This is a genomic window from Variovorax sp. H27-G14 (genome assembly GCF_046156345.1).
In the GTDB taxonomy this organism is placed as follows: Bacteria; Pseudomonadota; Gammaproteobacteria; order Burkholderiales; family Burkholderiaceae_C; genus Variovorax.
The window spans coordinates 39,495-56,286 of record NZ_JAYLVN010000030.1 but is presented as its reverse complement, the minus strand read 5'-3'; the positions used below and the strand labels follow the sequence as shown (position 1 = coordinate 56,286).

The following is a 16,792-nucleotide window of genomic DNA, read 5'->3' as shown; positions in this document are numbered from 1 at the left end:
AGGAGAACAGGGTCCACCGAACGGGCTCCCTTCAGCGCTACGGGAGCGGTGGAAACAATATCAGGAGGAGGCCGCAGGCCGGGGGACATTCGCGGAGGGGAGTACCCGGCGGCCTGTGCACGCGCCCCGAATGACAAGCCTCAAAACACGCCCTGCGACAAAACACAAATGAGACATCGCAAAAGATGACAGAACTCCACCACATCGTCGAACGCGTCCGCGCCGCAGCAGCAGACGCCACACCGCTGTGCATCCGCGGCGGTGGCACCAAGGACTTCTACGGCGAGGCACCGCAGGGCGAACTGCTCGACACCACCGCGCTCGCCGGCATCACAAGCTACGAGCCCAGCGAACTGGTCGTCACCGTGCGCGCCGGTACGCCCCTCGCGGAACTCGAAGCCGCGCTGGCGGAACAGGGCCAGTGCCTGCCGTTCGAGCCACCACGCTTCGACGGTAACGGTAACGGCACCGTGGGCGGCATGGTCGCGGCGGGGCTCAGCGGCCCGGCACGGGCGAGCGTCGGCGCGGTGCGCGACTACGTGCTCGGCGCCACGCTGATCAACGGCCGCGCGGAGGTCGTGACCTTCGGCGGACAGGTGATGAAGAACGTGGCGGGCTACGACGTGTCGCGCGTGCTGGCAGGCTCGCTCGGCACGCTGGGCGTGATCGCCGAGGTCAGCCTCAAGGTGCTGCCCGTGGCGCCCGCCGAGGCCACGTTGGCGTTTGCGTGCAACCAGGCCGACGCGCTGCGCCTGCTGAACGAATGGGGCGGCCGGCCGTTGCCGCTGAACGCGAGCTGCTGGGCTGAGGACGCGGGCGTCGGCATGCTCCATCTGCGCCTGCGCGGCGCCGTGGCGGCGGTCGAAGCCGCCTGCGCGCACCTGGGCGGCAAGCGCCACGACAACACGCGCGCCGCCGCCGACTGGCTGTCGCTGCGCGACCAGCAACGAGCGTGGTTTTCCACCAGCGACGGCATCGATGCACTCTGGCGCCTGTCGGTGCCGCAGACCGCGCCGGTGCTTGCGCTCGACGGCGTGGCGCCATTGATCGAATGGCACGGCGGCCAGCGCTGGTACAAGGCGCCGGCTGATCAGTCCGCGCGCATCCGCGACATCGCACGCGCCGCCGGTGGCCACGCCACGCTGTTCCGGGTGCCCGGTGCGAACGCGCGCAGCCAGGTGCCGCGCTTCGACGCGCTGAGCGCGCCCATCGAACGCATTCATCGCGCGCTGATGCGCGAGTTCGATCCGCAGGGCATCTTCAACCGTGGCCGCCTGCTCGCCGCCACGTAAACCACGACAAAAAAAGCACCCACATGCAAACCGCGCTCGCCCCCGAATTCCAAGGCACCGACGAAGGCCGCGAGGCCGAGGCCATCCTGCGCAAGTGCGTGCACTGCGGCTTCTGCACCGCCACCTGCCCCACGTACCAGCTGCTCGGCGACGAGCTCGACGGACCGCGCGGGCGCATCTACCTCATCAAGCAGGTGCTCGAAGGCCAGCAGCCCACGCGCAGCACGCAGCTGCACCTGGACCGCTGCCTGACCTGCCGCAACTGCGAAAGCACCTGCCCCAGCGGCGTGCAGTACGGCAACCTGGTGGACATCGGCCGCAAGATCGTCGACCGCAAAGTGCCGCGCCCCGCGGCCGAATCCGCCAAGCGCTGGCTGCTGAAAGAAGGCCTGCCGTCGCCGCTCTTCGGCCCCGCCATGAAGCTCGGCCAGGCCGTGCGCGGCCTGCTGCCCGAGGCGCTGAAGGCCAAGGTGCCTGCCACGCAGAACGCGGGCACCTGGCCCACCGGCACGCACGCGCGCAAGGTGCTGATGCTCGCGGGCTGCGTGCAGCCGTCGATGATGCCCAACATCAACAGCGCCACCGCGCGCGTGCTCGACGCGGCCGGCATCCAGACCGTCATTGCGAAAGAGGCGGGCTGCTGCGGCGCGGTGCGGTTCCACCTGAACGACCAGGAAGGCGGCAAGGCGCAGATGCGCGCGAACATCGACGCCTGGTGGCCGCTGGTGGAACGCAATGAGGTCGAGGCCATCGTCATGAACGCCTCGGGGTGCGGCGTCACGGTGCGCGAGTACGGCCACCTGCTGCAGCACGACGCGGCCTACGCACTGAAGGCGGCGCGCATCAGCGAGCTCACGCGCGACCTGAGCGAGCTGCTGCCCGAGCTGGTGCCCGCGCTGAAGGCCCGCGTGACGGCGCCCGCGGGCGTGGTGGCCTACCACCCGCCGTGCACGCTGCAGCACGGCCAGAAGCTGCGCGGCGGTGTAGAGACGCACCTGCGCGCGCTGGGCTTCGACATGCGCGTGGCACTGAACGAATCGCACCTGTGCTGCGGCTCGGCCGGTACCTACTCGGTGCTGCAGCCCGAGCTGGCCTACCCGCTGCGCGACCGCAAGCTGGGCCACCTGAAGCAGCTGCAGCCCACCACCATCGCATCGGCCAACATCGGCTGCATCACGCACCTGCAAAGCGGCAGCGGCGACACGCCGGTGCGGCATTGGGTGGAGCTGCTGGATGCGGCGCTGAAGCCCTGATCGGCACACAGCGCAGGGTCTGCGCGCACAGCGAGGAAGGGCGCGGTCCGACTCGCGCAAACCGGGCGTGCGGCGCATCATGGCGCCACCGTATTTGCAAGGAGCTCGCGCCATGTCTTCCGTTTTCGTACCCCTCGTTTCTTCCGCCCTGCGCCGCGCGCTGCTCGCCGGTGCGTGCGCCGCCACGGCCATGGCCGCGCAGGCGCAAGGCGCCATGCCGCCCTGGCAGGGCGCGGGTGCCGCGCGCTATGTGTGCGGCGGCATCGGCTCCGACGAATCGACGGCCATGCGCTCGGCCATGAAGGCGCATCCGCTGGCGCTGCTGTTCGCGCGCGCTGATGGCGCGTACATGGCGAGCGTGGACGTGACGATCAAGGGCGGCGACGCCACCAACGCGGCGGCGCTGGCGTTTCGCGCCGACGGTCCGGTGTGCCTGGTCGACCTGCCTAACGGCCGTTACGTGATCGATGCCGCCGCGCCGGGCGGCACGCCGAAGAGCCAGACCGTGACTGTGGGCGGGGGCTCGAAGACGGCGGACTTTCGTTTTTAAGGCGCGGTTGACGCGTTCAAAACGCGTCGTTGAATCTCAGGCCGCGGCCGCCAGCGCCGCTTCCACATCGCGCGTGAGCGACGCGGGCGTGTCCAGCGGCGCATAGCGCTTGAGCACCGCGCCGTCGCGCCCGACCAGAAACTTGGTGAAGTTCCACTTGATGCCGGTGCTGCCCAGCAGACCCGGCTTTTCTTTGGTGAGCCACTTGTACAGCGGCGCGGCGTTGCCGCCGTTGACGTCGATCTTTTCCATCATCGGAAAGCTCACGCCGTAGTTCTTGGTGCAGAAGGCGCCGATTTCTTCATTGCTGCCCGGGTCCTGCGCGCCGAACTGGTTCGACGGAAAGCCCAGCACCGTGAGGCCCTGCGCGGCGTACTTCTCGTGCAGCGCCTCCAGCCCGGCGAACTGCGGCGTGAAGCCGCATTTGCTGGCCGTGTTCACGATCAGCAGCACCTGTCCCTTGAAGTCGGACAGCTTCACCGGCTTGCCGTCGATCTGATTGGCTTCGAAGTCGTAGACGCTGGTCATGGAGATGTCCTCAGTGAGCGGAAGTAACGCGGGGGGCCCGATCATCTCCCCGCACGGTCGTTCGCGCAAACGCCGACCACACCGCGCCCGCCACGATCAGCGCGCCGCCTGCCAGGATGCGCGGCTCCATGGTGGCCGCGCCCAGCGCCACCGACGAGACGCTGGCAAACAGCACCTCCGACAGCATGATCACCGAGGTGGCTGCCGCCGCCATTCGCGCCGCGCCGTACTGCAGGCACACGTTGGCAATCACGAAGCCCGTGCCCAGCAGCGCGGCCCAGCCGAGCCAGCCCGGCGACGCGAGCGCGGGCGAATCGATGGCGCCGATCGCGGTGCCGCTCAGCGCCGCCACGCCGGCCACCACGGTGCAGCCGCAGAACATCGCCAGCGCGCGCGATTCACCGGGCGCCGCGCGCAGGTGCCGCAGCGTGATGTTGGTCACCGCAAAGCCGAAGCCTGCCGCCACGCCCAGCCAGTCGGGCAGGCTGGAGGGCACTGGCCAGTCGGTGCCCGGCGCCTTCAGCACCACCACCACGCCGGCCAGCGCCAAGGCGACGCGCGCCAGAGCGCCGGCGCTCGGCCGCTCACCCAGCAGCAGCCAGCCCAGCAGCACGCTCCACAGCGGCATCAGATAGAACAGCAGCACCACGCGCACCACGTCGCCCTGTGTCACGGCCCAGTTGAAGCCCACGTTGGTGAAGCCGGCCGCCAGGCCCAGCACCGCCAGCATCGGAAATGCCGCGAAGCCTTTCCACGCCTGCCGCCGCACCAGGCCCATCAGCACGGCAATGGCCAGGTAGATCAGGCAGGTGGTCCACAGCGGGTGCAGGCCGTGGCTGGCGATCTGGCGGAACGGAAACCAGGAAACGCCCCAGACGAAGGCGTTGAAGACGAGGGCGAGCGCGGGCATGGGGGCGAAGACGGTGACGGGGGCGGAGACCGCGTTTTTTCAAGGAACACCGCGGAACCGGCTTCGCTGGGCCGCAGCTGTTGCCCCCGGCAAGGGGGTTGGCGCAGCGACACGAAGTGCGCGCAGCCTGGGGGAGGTCAGTGGTGCTTGTCGCTGCGGGCGATGGCGAGCAGGTGTTCGACTTCTTCGGGGTACTTCTTCAGGTTGTTCTCGTGCCAGCGCTTGATGAGCCACATGCAGCCCGCCACCACCAGGCCGAAGGCGCTGATGGCGCCGTACGCCGACAGGCCCAGGCCCGTGCACACGCTGTAGAAGCCGCCCAGCAGAAGAATGCAGGCCTGCTCGTTGAAGTTCTGCACGGCAATGGAACGGCCGGCGCCCATCAGGTTGTGGCCGCGGTGCTGCAGCAGCGCGTTCATCGGCACCACCAGAAAACCGCCCAGGCCGCCAAGAATGACCAGGAACGGCACTGCCAGCCAGATGTTGCCGATGAAGTTCATGCCGATCACCATCAAGCCCATGGCAATGCCCATGGGGATCACGCGGGTGGCCATGTCCAGCCGCATGTACATCGACGCCACGATGGCGCCCACGGCCGTGCCGATGGTCACCACGCCGGTCAGCGCCGACGCCTGGGTGGTGTTGTAGCCCAGGGCCAGCGAGGCCCACGCCAGCACGATGTACTTCAGGTTGCCCCCCGCGCCCCAGAACAGCGTGGTGGTGGCCAGCGAGATCTGGCCGAGGCGGTCGCGCCACAGGCGGGAATTGCAGTGCCAGAAGTCGGGCAGCAGCGCGGCGATGTTGCGCGCCATGCTCTGCTCGGGGTTGGAGCGCAGCGGACGCATTTCGACGCCGGTGTGCGGAATGCGGGTGTTGAACCAGGCGGCCAGCGCGTACACGAAGATCAGCACCGCAATGGCGGCTTCGGCCGGTGTGTTGACGCCGGTGTCGACGAACGGCATGTCGAAGGCCAGCAGCCGGCTCGACACCGCATGCCCCACCAGCGTGCCGCCCAGCACGATGCCCAGCAGGATCGACGAGATGGTGAGCCCCTCGATCCAGCCGTTGGCCTTCACCAGTTGCGACGCCGGCAGCAGCTCGGTGAGGATGCCGTACTTGGCCGGCGAGTAGGCCGCCGCGCCCAGCCCCACGATGGAATACGACAGCAGCGGATGCGAGCCGAACAGCATCATCAGGCAGCCCACCACCTTCATGGCATTGCTGACGAACATGACCCGGCCCTTGGGCAGCGCGTCGGCAAAGGCGCCTACGAGGGGCGCAAGCACCACGTAGAACACCGCGAAGATAGGCACCAGTGCTGCGCGTTGCCATTCGGGTGCGCCCGAACTTCGCATCAGGTCGACTGCAACAACGAAAAGTGCGTTGTCGGCCAGCGACGAGAAAAACTGGGCCGACATGATCGTGTAGAAACCGCGCTTCATCGATGGGCTGGCTGGCCAGAGGGTCTGCTGGCGGTAGTGAAAAAGTGTCGCCTGGTGGGCGAATGGGCGGTTATAGCATGGGGGTGTGGCGCCAAATTAGGCATCCCCACGGTGTTCGACCCCATTCCCGAAGATGCTAAAACGTGGTCTGCATTTTCCCCCAAGAGTTCGCACAGTCCCATGCCGCGCCCCATTCTTGCCACCGTGCACACCGACGCCCTGCGTCACAACCTCGACCGGGCGCGCCGCTCGGCCCTCGACGCCCGGGTCTGGGCGGTGGTGAAAGCCAACGCTTATGGCCATGGCATCGAGCGGGTCTATAAAGGCCTGCGCGGCGCCGACGGCTTTGCGCTGCTCGACCTGGCCGAAGCCGAAGGCGTGCGCGCGCTGGGCTGGCGCGGCCCGGTGCTGCTGCTGGAGGGCGTGTTCGACGCGCGCGACCTGGAGCTGTGCTCGCGCCTGGACCTGTGGCACACCGTGCACTGCGACGAGCAGATCGACATGCTCGCCGCCCACAAGACCCTGAAGCCGCAGCGCGTGTTCCTGAAGATGAACTCCGGCATGAACCGCCTGGGCTTCACGCCCGAGCGCTTCGGCTCCGCCTGGACCCGGCTGAACGCGCTCACGCAGGTCGACGAAATTTCGCTCATGACGCACTTCAGCGACGCCGACGGCACCCGCGGCATTGCTCACCAGGTCGAGGCCTTCGAGCGCGTCACGCGCGACCTGCCGGGCGAACGCTCCATTGCCAACAGCGCCGCCACCCTGCGCCACGCCGACATTGCGCGTGGCGACTGGGTGCGCCCCGGCATCGTGCTGTACGGCAGCGCGCCCGACTTTCCCGAGCACGACGCGGCGCACTGGCAGCTGCAGCCGACCATGACGCTGTCGACCCAGCTCATCTCGGTGCAGACGCTGAAGGCCGGCGACACCGTCGGCTACGGCTCCAGCTTCACGGCCGAAGGCCCGCTCACCATCGGCATTGCGGCGGTCGGCTATGCCGACGGCTACCCGCGCCACTGCACCACCGGCACGCCGGTGCTGGTGAACGGCGTGCGCACCCGCATGGTGGGCCGCGTGAGCATGGACATGATCACCGTCGACCTCACCAACGTGCCCGGCGCCAGGTTCGGCAGCGAGGTCACGCTGTGGGGCAAGTCGGTCAAGACCGGCGCGGTGCTGCCCATCGACGAGGTCGCGCGGGCAGCCGGCACCGTGGGCTACGAGCTCATGTGCGCCGTGGCACAGCGCGTGCCGTTCGCGGCCCCGGCGCCCACCGAAGGCGAATGAAGGTCCTGTCCAACTGGCGCTCCGTGCGCCTTTGGGAAACGCAGGTCGAGCGCGACCTGCACCGCAACTACAGCCTGCGCACGCACGGCATCCTGATAGGCAGCTTCACGCTGCTGCTGATGTGGTGCGTGTCGGCGCTGCAGATGCACCTGCTGCATGTCGACTCGCTGGCGGTGCGCTACTTCCTCACGCTGGGCGTGGGGTATCTGGGCTACCTGCTGGTGCTGCGCTGGTGGGCAAAGCGGCTGGTCGAAGGGCGCGAGCTGAACGCGGACATCGATGCGCCCGACATCGACTTCGGCGGTGGGCGCGGCGCAAGCGGTGGAGGGGGCGCGCACAGCCACGCGAGCGCTGGCGAAAGCGGTGCCGGCGGGGGCCTCTCCGACATGGCCAGCGGCGCGCTCGACGTGGCCGGCGCGGCCGACGAAGGCGCGGTCATCGTGGTGCCGGTGGTCGCCATCTTTCTGATCTGCACGGCCGTGGTGCTGGGCGCGGGCTCGCTGGTGCTGCTGTACTTCAGCTGGGACGCGCTGCTGGCCGTGGCCGTCGAAGTCGCGTTCTCGTATGTGTCGGCGCGCGCCGCGGTGCGCGTGGCACGCGAAGGCTGGCTCATGGCCGCCGTGCGGCTCACCTGGAAGCCGCTGCTGGGCGCGGTGGTCTGCGCGGTGGCACTGGGCGCGCTGCTCGACCACTTCATGCCGCAGGTCAACTCGCTGCCCGAGGCGGTGCGCGTGTTGCTGAAGAGGCACTGAGCCCGGGCCCGTTGTCGGTGACGTCAGTGCGGTCAGTGCCGTCCGTGCCGCCCAGCGCCTCGCGCAGGTGATCGACCAGCACCTGGCACTTGGGCGCGGTGAAGCGGTTCGGCGGGTACAGGATGTACGCGTGGCCTTGGTAGTTGCCCTGAAACTCCCAGTCGGCCAGCACGCGCAGCACCTCGCCCGCGTGCAGCGCCTCGCGCGCCATGAAGGCCGGCACGCAGGCCACGCCCAGGTCGGCCAGCGCGCCTTCGAGCCGCACCTCGCTGTGGTTGCAGATGTAGCGCCCGCGCACGACGACTTCGGCGTCCTGCTCCCCTTGCCTGCGAAAACGCCAGTGGTTGTCCCGCTCATGCTCGCCCAGCGACAGGCAGCTGTGCGCCACGAGGTCGCTGGGGTGCGCAATGGCCGGGTGCCGCGTCAGGTAGCGCGGCGTGGCGCACAGAATGTGCGCCACCGCCATCAGCGGCCGTGCCACCAGCCCTTCGGGCGGCTCGGTGGTGAGCCGCACCACCAGGTCGACGCCTTCGCGGATCGGGTCGACGTCGCGGTCGCTCACGATGAGCTGCACATCCACCTCGGGGTAGCGCTGCAGAAACGAAAGAACGTGCGGATGCAGCACGCGCCGCGCAAAGGCCTTCGGCGCGCTGATGCGCACCAGCCCGCTGGGCTTGCTCGCGAACTGCGCGCCCACGTCCATCGCGCCCTGCGCCGCCAGCACCAGTTCGCGGCAGCGCGCGAAGGCCTCGGCACCGGCCTCGGTCAGCCGCAGCTGGCGCGTGGTGCGCTGCAGCAGCTGCACGCCTATTTCTTTCTCCAGCCGCTTCACCTGCCGGCTCGCGGCCGAGGGCGTGATGCCCAGCAGGTCGGCCGCGGCCGAGAAGCTGCCGAGCTCGGCGACCCGCACGAAGGTCACCATCTGCGGCAGCACGTTGAGAAATGAATTCGTTCCCACGGCGCAATAGTCCTGTTCCGGCGGATGGCTGTGCAGAGCGTGTGATGCCCCGAACAATCCAGCCCTTGTGTGTTGTTGTTGAAGCGGGTAGACAGTATGAAGTCAAGAAAGTGGGCCGGCATCGGCGCGGCGGAACTCATGCTGCTGCTGGTGGCGGCGGTGTGGGGCGGCAGCTATGCGGTGGCCAAAGAGGCCACGCAGCAGCTGCCGGTGCTGGAGTTCATCGCGCTGCGCTTCGGGCTGACCTTTTTGGTGCTGTTGCCCGCGCTGGGGCCGCTGTTCAGTTCCCGCAACACGACACGTCGCCAGGGCCTGGCGGTGGGCGGTCTGCTGGGCGCCAACCTGCTGGCCATCTTCGTGTGCGAGACCTTCGGCGTGTCGCTCACCACGGCCAGCAATGCCGCGTTCCTCATCAGCCTGTGCGTGGCGTTCACGCCCTTCGTCGAATGGTGGCTGCTGGGCCAGCGCCCCGCGCGGCGCATGTTCTGGGCGGCGGGCCTGTCGGCGCTGGGCGCGGCCATGCTGTCGGCCACGTCGCCGGCCGAAATGTCGGTGAGTTGGGGCGACGGGCTGATGGTTGTCGCGGCGTTCCTGCGCGCCGTCATGGTCTGCATGACGCGGCGCCTGGCCGGGCGACACACGCTGCCGGCGCTGACGCTCACCGCCGTGCAGGCGGGCGTGATGGCGCTGGGCGCGGCGCTGATCGCGCTGGTGGCTTCCCCTGCCACAGCAGGCCAAGGAGCCTGGCATCTGCCGCCCGCCACCGCCTCGTTCTGGTGGGGCATGGCCTACCTGGTGCTGCTGTGTACGGTGTTCGCCTTCTTCGCGCAGAACCATGCGGCGTCTCGCTCCAGCCCGAGCCGGGTGTCGCTGCTGATGGGCAGCGAGCCGGTGTTCGGCGCGCTGATTGCGGTGTACGGCTTTGGCGAGCGCATCGGGCCGTGGGGCTGGGCGGGCGGGTTGCTCATCGTGGCGGCCGCGTGGTGGGTCACGCTGGCGCCGCGCGAACGATCGACGAAGAATTCGGTCGTTGCGCGCATGGATCGCCCGGCCCGCGCTCCCTAGACTAGAGGGCATGGACCAACCCACCGAAGCCCCACGCCCCGCCGCAGACCACACCAACTGGCGCACCCGGCCGCACAGCACCTGGGCCTTCCAGCATGTGCGCGAGATCGTGCCCGTGGCCGACATTGCCAACGACCCGGCCCGCGCCGCGCCTTTCCCCACCGAGCTTGCCGCGCTCGACCTGGCCGAGTTCCACCAGCTCACCCGCACCGACGGCTTCGTCGTGCTGCACAAGGGCCGCGTGGTGCACGAGTTCTACGACGGCGCCATGACGGCCCACACGCCGCACATCCTCATGTCGGCGACCAAGTCGGTCGTGGGGCTGGTGGCCGGCACGCTGCACGGCGCGGGCCTGCTCGACGTGGCGGCGCCTGTGTCGGACATCGTGCCCGAGCTGGCGCGCACTGCCTTCGAAGGCGCCACCGTGCAGCAGCTGCTCGACATGCGCACCGGCGTGGCCCTGGACGCACAGGCGCTGGAGGCCTACCGCCTGTCCACCGGCTGGGACCCGGCGCCGCCCGGCGCGGTGCAGTCCGACCTGCGCACCTTCTTCGAGACCACCACGGCCACGCATGCGCCACACGGCGGGCCGTTCAAGTACACGTCGGCCAACACCGACCTGCTGGGGCTCGTGATGGAGCGCGTGGCGGGCCGGCCGTTTGCCACACTGGCCAGCGAACACCTGTGGGCGCCGCTGGGCGCTGAAGACGCGGCGTACATCACCGTCGACCCGAAGGGCTCGGCCCGATGCACCGGCGGGCTGTGCGCCACCGCGCGCGATCTGGCGCGCGTGGGCTGGCTGGTGGTGCAGGGCGGGAAGGCGGCCGACGGCCGCGCGGTGGTGCCCGCGGGCTGGATCGACGACATGTGGCACGGCGGCGATGCCGAGGCCTGGAACCAGGGCGAGTTCGCGGCCGGCTTCGCGGGCATGCGCATGCGCTACCGCAACGGCTGGTACGTGGTCGACGACGCGCCCGGCATGCTGTTTGCCATGGGCATCCACGGACAGCACCTGTTCGTGGACCCGCGCAACGAGCTGGTCATTGCCAAGCTGTCGTCGCAGAACCAGCCGATCGACGCGATCGCCACAGCGCGCACGCTGCGGGCGGTGGGGGTGATCCGGCGCGCGCTGGCGTGATGGATTTGCGGAAAGTGCGAGCGGGCTGCGCCGGCCTGCAACTGTGAACCGGCCATGCCGGGCGGCGTGCGCAGACAATCCGCGCCGGAGGAATTCTGTTCACATGATCTCGAATAAAAAACATCGTGCAGCCTTGCACGCCTGCGGCCTCGCACTGGCCGCGCTGGGTTTCGTGGCGCACGCCGAGCCGGACGCGTCGGCACCGCTTGCTCGCACCGCGGAGGCACCCGTCGGGGAGGCGCCTGTCGCAGAGGCTCCCGTCACAACGTCCACTGCCACCGTGCCCGCCGCGCCGCAGACCCGCGTGCTTTTCAAGCTCGGCGTCTACAAGCCCGGCATCGAAAAGCTTCGCGTCGTGCGCCGCGAGGACACCGTCGGCCGTGTCGCCGGTCAGGTCGCCTTGAACGTCGCCTTCGCCGTGCTGGCGGGTGGCGCGGGCGTGCAGGGCTTCTCGAAGGACGACCTCGGCGGCACCACGCTCGCGGCGCTTCAGGACGACCCGCTCGGCGTCAACCCGGCCATCAGCGACCTGACCGACACGCTCAGCAAGGTCGCCACCGACATCTACCGCAAGCGCGCCGCAGCCGCGCACGCCCTCGCCCTGACAGACGGCTCCACGCCCGAGGAGATCGCGGATGCGGCCAAGGTCCAGGCGCAAGCCGACACGCCGCTGCTGCCGGGCCCGTGGCACCTGGTGTACGAGAACCTGCTGGGTTCCGACGAGCTGTTCCGCCTGAAGTTCGGCGCCCAGCTTGGCCGTGCGGGCTTCATGCGCCCGCCGGCCGAATGCTTCTACCAGTCGGAGCCCGTCGCGTGGGCCCAGTGGCAGGCCGACGACTGGCAGCACTTGCGCCAGGAGCGTGCAAAGGCCGTGGCGGCCTGCACCGCGGCGCTGTCCGCGACGCCTGAAAAGTTCTGGTAACTGCGCGGCTCGCCGACGCTTCAAGGGCTGCCAGGCGGCAGCCCGCGACCGGTCAGCGCCTCAATACAGCCCGAGCTGCCGCGTGCGCAAGCGCGCCAGCCCCAGCAGCGCATCGGTGAACGGCGTGGCCACGCCGGTCAGCTCGCCCAACTCGCGCACCACCGTCACCAGCGCGTCGAGCTCCACCGAGCGGCCGGCTTCCACGTCCTGCAGCATCGAGGTCTTGAACGCGCCCAGCTTCATCGTGACCGCATGCCGGTCTTCGGGGCTCTGCGTGATCTCGATGCCGATGCGCCGGCCGATTTCCTTGGCCTCCAGCATCACCGCCGAGATGAAGCCGCGCACGTAGTCGTCGGCCATGATCAGGTCGGTGGTGGCGCCGGTGAGCGCGCTGATGGGGTTCACCGTCATGTTGCCCCACAGCTTGAACCACACGTCCTTCTGAATCTGCGGCGACAGCGTGGTGTCGATGCCGGTGCTCTTGAGCAGCGCCACCAGCTTCTGCACGCGCGGCGTGGCCTCGCCCGACGGCTCGCCCACGATCAGCCCGTTGCCGAAGTGGTGCCGCACCACGCCCGGTGCGTCGAGCGAGCAGCTCGCGTGCACCACGCAGCCGATCACGTTGCGCGACGGAATGGCTCTGGCAATGGCGCCTTCGGGGTCCACGGCCGCGAGCCGGTGCCCCGTGATCTCGCCGCCGAAGCCGCCTTCCAGGAACCACCACGGCACGCCGTTCATTGCCACCAACACGATCGTGTCCGCGCCGATCAGCGGGCCGATGCGCTCGGCCACGCCGGCCAGCGCGGGCGCCTTCACGGCGATGACCACCAGGTCCTGCACGCCAAGCTCGGCGGGGTCGGCCACCGCGTTGACGGGCACGCGCGTGCGAACGTCGCCACGCATCAGGCTGAGGCCGTCGCGCTGCAGCGCCTCGAGCGTGGCGCCGCGTGCCACCACGTTCAGTCGCTCGCCGGCTTGCGCCAGGCTCACGCCGATCCAGCCGCCAATGGCGCCGGCGCCGTAAATGCAAATCTTCATGAGGTCTGTCGTTTCAGGTTCAGTTGCGGTATGTGGGGTCGATGCGGTCCACCTGCCGCACCAGCGCATTGAACACGTCTTGCCCGGCACCGTGCTCGGGGCTGAACTGCAGCGCGTCGCGCGTGCAGCGCTGGGCAATTTCTTCGCTCACCGGAATGGCCGCGCCCATCGAGAAGGTGGCCATCTGGATCTCGCAGGCGCGCTGCAGCGTCCACAGAATCGCAAATGTCTGCGGCAGCGTCTGGCCCCAGGCCAGCAGGCCGTGGTTGCGCAGGATCACCGCGTTGCGCTCACCGATGCTCTTGAGCAGGCGCGGGCCTTCGTCGGCATGGATGGTGATGCCCTCGAAGTCGTGGTACGCCACCATGCCGTGCAGTTGCGCGGTGTAGAAGTTGGTCTGCTGCAGGCCGCCCTGCAGGCAGGCCACGGCCACGCCGGCGGTGGTGTGCGTGTGCATCACGCAGTGCGCGCCGGGCAGGCCGTCGTGGATGGCCGCATGCACCACGAAGCCGGCCGGGTTCACCTTGTGCGTGGAGCCGTCGAGCACCTTGCCGTGCAGGTCGATCTTCACCAGATTGCTGGCCGTCACTTCGCTGTAGTGCAGGCCGAAGGGGTTGATGAGGAACTGCGGAGACCTACGGGCTCCTTCGCTCGCCGTGCCACCCGTCACGCTGTCGGGCAACCGCACCGTGATGTGGTTGTAGATCATCTCGACCCAGCCCAGCATCGCGAACACGCGGTAGCAGGCCGCGAGCTCCTCGCGCGCGGCGCGCTCGTCGGGATGGATCGAGGGCTGGACCAGCGCCGAAGGCGTGGACAACGGCGTGGGGGTGGCGAGTGTGTTCATTGCAGTTCCTTCATGGGGTTAGCCCTCCGCGGTGAAGCCGACCTCTTTCACGATCGGCGCCCACTTGGCGGTGTCTTTCTTCAACAGTTCGCTCAGCTCGGTGGGCGTGGAAGACATCGCTTCCAGGCCGAAGGTGCCGAGGCCGTCGATCACGTCCTTCTGCGCCAGCGCGTTCTTCATGGCCGTGTTCAGCTTGGCCACCAGTTCGGGCGAGGCCTTGGCCGGCAGGAAGAAGGCGAACCATTCGCTGTGCGCCATGTCCTTCAGGCCCTGTTCGCCGAAGGTGGGCACATCGGGCGCGAAGCGGTTGCGCTTGGCACCCGACACACCAAGGATGCGCACCTTGCCCGACTGCAGATGCTGCGTGATGTCGCCGATGGGCCCCGACACCGCCGAGATGTTGCTGCCCAGCAGGTCGAGCATGGCCGGCTGTGTGCCGCGGTAGGCCGCGTGCTTGAGCTCCACGCCGCCCTTCTTGCCCAGCAGCGCGCCAATGAAGTGCGGCGTGGAGCCCGCGGCCGGCGAGCCGAAGTTGGCGCCATCGGGATGGGTCTTGGCCCAGGCCAGGAATTCGGGCACCGTCTTCACGCTGGCCGGCACGGCCGGGCCCACGGCAAAGCCGAAGTCGAAGATGCAGGCCAGGCTCACCGGCGTGATGTCGACCATCGGGTCGTACGGCAGCTTCTTGTAGATGTGCGGGTAGATCGTGAGGATCGAGGTCGGCGTCTGCAGGATGGTGCTGCCGTCGGCCGGTCGGCCCTTCACGTAGCTCACGGCAATCTGGCCGCCCGCGCCGGTGCGGTTTTCCACCACGGCGGTCTTGGCGTATTCGGGGCTGAGCTTGAGCGCCAGGCGCCGGCAGGTGGTGTCCGACGTGCCGCCGGCCGCGAAGCCGGTGACGATGGAGGCGGTCTCGATGTTCATCGCTTGCGCGAAGACGTTCTGGCCCAGGCTGGCCATCAAGGCCGAGGCACTGGTGGTCTGCAGGATGTGGCGGCGTGTGAAGCTCATGGTGTTGTCTCTCTCCGGACGGTTGTTGTGGTCGCTCAAGACTCGTCGCGCAGCCAGGTGACCGCGCCCGAGTGGGTCACGGCGCCCTGGTAGGCAGGGCGCACGGTGAGCGCGTATTTTTCCAACAAACCGCCCTTTGGCGCCCCCGCGTTTACCTCACGTGCGGCAAGCCGCGACGCAATTTCGTCCGCCGTCAGTTCCACCGAAATGCTGCGCGCTTCGGCCCGCGCGTCGATGGCGATCACGTCGCCGTCGCGCAGGGCCGCAATGGGGCCGCCGTCGGCCGCCTCGGGCCCCGCGTAGCCGATGCACAGGCCGCGCGTGGCGCCGGAGAAGCGCCCGTCGGTCAGCAGCGCCACCCTGTCGCCCATGCCCTGGCCGTAGAGCAGCGCGGTAATACCCAGCATCTCGCGCATGCCGGGGCTGCCCCGGGGGCCTTCGTTGCGAATGACGATCACGTCGCCGGCTTCGTAGCGGCGGTTCTGCACGGCCGTTTGCGCTTCTTCCTCGGAGTTGAAGACGCGCGCCGGGCCACGGAACACCAGCCCCTTGAGCCCGGCCGTCTTGAGCAGCGCGCCGTCGGGGCACAGGTTGCCCTTGAGCACCGCCAGCCCGCCGTCGCGCGTGATCGGGTTGCCGGCCTCGCGCACCACGCGGCCGTCGGGCGCCAGCGCGCCGGCCAGTTCCTCGGCCATGGTGCGGCCGGTGAAGGTGAGCGCGTCGCCGTGCAGAAAGCCCTGCTCCAGCAGCGTGCGCAAAATGACGCCGGCCCCACCGATGTAGAACACGTCGCGCGCCAGGTACTGGCCGCCCGGGCGCAGGTCGGCAATGAGCGGCGTGCGCGCGAAGACCTCGGCCACGTCGTCCAGGTGGAACTTGATGCCCGCCTCGTGCGCAATGGCCGGCAGGTGCAGCGCGGCGTTGGTCGAGCCGCCGGTGGCCGACACCACGGCGCAGGCGTTTTCCAGCGCCTTGCGCGTGACGATGTCGCGCGGCAGCGGGCTGTCGCCCATCACCGCCTTCATGAGCGTTTTTGCGGCGCGGCGCATCAGCGGCGCGCGCTCGCTGAACACGGCAGGCACCATGCTCGAGCCGATGGGCGCCAGCCCCAGCGCCTCCGACACCATGCCCATGGTGTTGGCCGTGAACTGCCCCGCGCAGGCGCCGGCCGTGGGCAGGCAGGCGCGGCTCATGGCCTCGAGTTCTTCATGCGTGGCGGTGCCGGCCAGCACCTTGCCGATGGTCTCGTAGGTGTCGACCACGTTCAGGTCGCGCCCGTCCGGCCCCGGCATCTGGCCCGGCAGCGCCGAGCCGCCGTGCACGAACACGCTGGGCACGTTGCAGCGCACCATGCCCATCATCAGCCCCGGCAGGTTCTTGTCGCAGGCGCCGATGGCAAAGATGCCGTCCCACTGGTGGCCGCGCGTGGAAGCCTCGACGCTGTCGGCGATCAGCTCGCGCGAGATCAGCGAGAAGCGCATGCCCGAATGCGCCATGGTGAGCCCGTCGCTTACCGACACCACCGGGCATTCGTGCGGCGTGCCGCCGCCGGCGTAGATGCCGGTCTTGGCGTGCTGCGCCTGCTCGCGCAGGTTCAGGTTGCACGGGCTCATTTCGCCGCCGGTATGGAACACGCCGATGTGCGGGCGCGCGATGTCCTCGTCGTCCTGACCCAGCGCATGCAGAAAGCTGCGCGTGGTCGCGCGGATGGTGCCCTCGCGGATGGTGGCGGAGCGAAAGCGCGGGGGCTTCGGGTCGGTGGGCGTGGTCATCGGGCTGGCGTGGGCTGGCGGGTG

16 protein-coding genes are annotated in these 16,792 nt (G+C 69.1%); 8 read left to right on the top strand and 8 right to left on the bottom strand.

Annotated elements, in window-relative coordinates:
* Positions 1–185 precede the first annotated feature (185 nt).
* The 3 genes from glcE (at position 186) to VLK31_RS34280 (ending at position 3,095) form a co-directional block, all read left to right on the top strand.
* Positions 186–1,292: a glycolate oxidase subunit GlcE gene (glcE, locus tag VLK31_RS34290; protein WP_409172960.1), complete on the top strand. Its 1,107-nt coding sequence runs from the start codon at positions 186–188 to the stop codon at positions 1,290–1,292.
* 23 nt (positions 1,293–1,315) lie between these two features.
* Positions 1,316–2,545 carry a glycolate oxidase subunit GlcF gene (gene glcF, locus VLK31_RS34285; protein WP_409172959.1) on the top strand — a complete coding sequence of 410 codons (1,230 nt, stop codon included), beginning with the start codon at positions 1,316–1,318 and terminating at the stop codon, positions 2,543–2,545.
* Positions 2,546–2,657: 112 nt separating this feature from the next.
* A complete protein-coding gene (locus VLK31_RS34280) occupies positions 2,658–3,095 on the top strand; it encodes a carboxypeptidase regulatory-like domain-containing protein (protein ID WP_409172958.1) in 438 nt (145 codons plus the stop codon).
* Positions 3,096–3,131: 36 nt separating this feature from the next.
* Here the strand turns inward: VLK31_RS34280 and VLK31_RS34275 are convergent, their stop codons facing one another.
* The 3 genes from VLK31_RS34275 to lplT form a co-directional block, all read right to left on the bottom strand.
* Complete coding sequence (locus tag VLK31_RS34275) at positions 3,132–3,623, bottom strand: glutathione peroxidase (protein WP_409172957.1); 492 nt, start codon at positions 3,621–3,623, stop codon at positions 3,132–3,134.
* Positions 3,624–3,633: 10 nt separating this feature from the next.
* A complete protein-coding gene (locus VLK31_RS34270) occupies positions 3,634–4,533 on the bottom strand; it encodes a DMT family transporter (protein WP_409172956.1) in 900 nt (299 codons plus the stop codon).
* Positions 4,534–4,670: 137 nt separating this feature from the next.
* Positions 4,671–5,975, bottom strand: coding sequence for a lysophospholipid transporter LplT (lplT, locus tag VLK31_RS34265; protein WP_409172955.1), 1,305 nt, complete (start codon positions 5,973–5,975; stop codon positions 4,671–4,673).
* A gap of 180 nt (positions 5,976–6,155) precedes the next feature.
* Between lplT and alr the strand changes: the two genes are divergently transcribed.
* Positions 6,156–7,265 carry an alanine racemase gene (gene alr, locus VLK31_RS34260; RefSeq protein ID WP_409172954.1) on the top strand — a complete coding sequence of 370 codons (1,110 nt, stop codon included), beginning with the start codon at positions 6,156–6,158 and terminating at the stop codon, positions 7,263–7,265.
* On the top strand, positions 7,262–8,017 hold the full coding sequence (locus VLK31_RS34255) for a hypothetical protein (protein WP_409172953.1): 756 nt from the start codon (positions 7,262–7,264) through the stop codon (positions 8,015–8,017). The genes alr and VLK31_RS34255 overlap by 4 nt, the downstream gene beginning before the upstream one ends.
* Here VLK31_RS34255 and VLK31_RS34250 read toward each other — a convergent pair.
* The gene (locus VLK31_RS34250; RefSeq protein WP_409172952.1) at positions 7,971–8,975 is read right to left on the bottom strand and encodes a LysR family transcriptional regulator; all 1,005 of its coding nucleotides are present in this window, start codon (positions 8,973–8,975) and stop codon (positions 7,971–7,973) included. The genes VLK31_RS34255 and VLK31_RS34250 overlap by 47 nt on opposite strands.
* A 96-nt stretch (positions 8,976–9,071) precedes the next feature.
* Between VLK31_RS34250 and VLK31_RS34245 the strand changes: the two genes are divergently transcribed.
* From VLK31_RS34245 to VLK31_RS34235, 3 genes are all read left to right on the top strand, one after another.
* Positions 9,072–10,040, top strand: coding sequence for a DMT family transporter (locus tag VLK31_RS34245; RefSeq protein ID WP_409172951.1), 969 nt, complete (start codon positions 9,072–9,074; stop codon positions 10,038–10,040).
* A gap of 10 nt (positions 10,041–10,050) precedes the next feature.
* Entirely contained in the window at positions 10,051–11,178 is a 1,128-nt protein-coding gene (locus VLK31_RS34240) for a serine hydrolase domain-containing protein (protein ID WP_409172950.1), read from the top strand.
* Positions 11,179–11,281: 103 nt separating this feature from the next.
* Entirely contained in the window at positions 11,282–12,100 is an 819-nt protein-coding gene (locus VLK31_RS34235) for a hypothetical protein (protein ID WP_409172949.1), read from the top strand.
* A gap of 60 nt (positions 12,101–12,160) precedes the next feature.
* Here VLK31_RS34235 and VLK31_RS34230 read toward each other — a convergent pair whose 3' ends face one another.
* Genes VLK31_RS34230 through ilvD form a run of 4 tightly spaced genes read right to left on the bottom strand, consistent with a single transcriptional unit; the run spans position 12,161 to position 16,768 of the window.
* A complete protein-coding gene (locus tag VLK31_RS34230) occupies positions 12,161–13,138 on the bottom strand; it encodes a 2-dehydropantoate 2-reductase (protein ID WP_409172948.1) in 978 nt (325 codons plus the stop codon).
* A 19-nt stretch (positions 13,139–13,157) separates the two neighbouring features.
* Positions 13,158–13,985 (bottom strand): class II aldolase/adducin family protein, encoded by an 828-nt coding sequence (locus tag VLK31_RS34225; protein ID WP_409172947.1) that lies wholly within the window; start codon positions 13,983–13,985, stop codon positions 13,158–13,160.
* A gap of 18 nt (positions 13,986–14,003) precedes the next feature.
* Positions 14,004–14,996, bottom strand: coding sequence for a Bug family tripartite tricarboxylate transporter substrate binding protein (locus VLK31_RS34220; RefSeq protein WP_409172946.1), 993 nt, complete (start codon positions 14,994–14,996; stop codon positions 14,004–14,006).
* A 35-nt stretch (positions 14,997–15,031) separates the two neighbouring features.
* Positions 15,032–16,768: a dihydroxy-acid dehydratase gene (gene ilvD, locus VLK31_RS34215; protein ID WP_409172945.1), complete on the bottom strand. Its 1,737-nt coding sequence runs from the start codon at positions 16,766–16,768 to the stop codon at positions 15,032–15,034.
* Positions 16,769–16,792 lie beyond the last annotated feature (24 nt).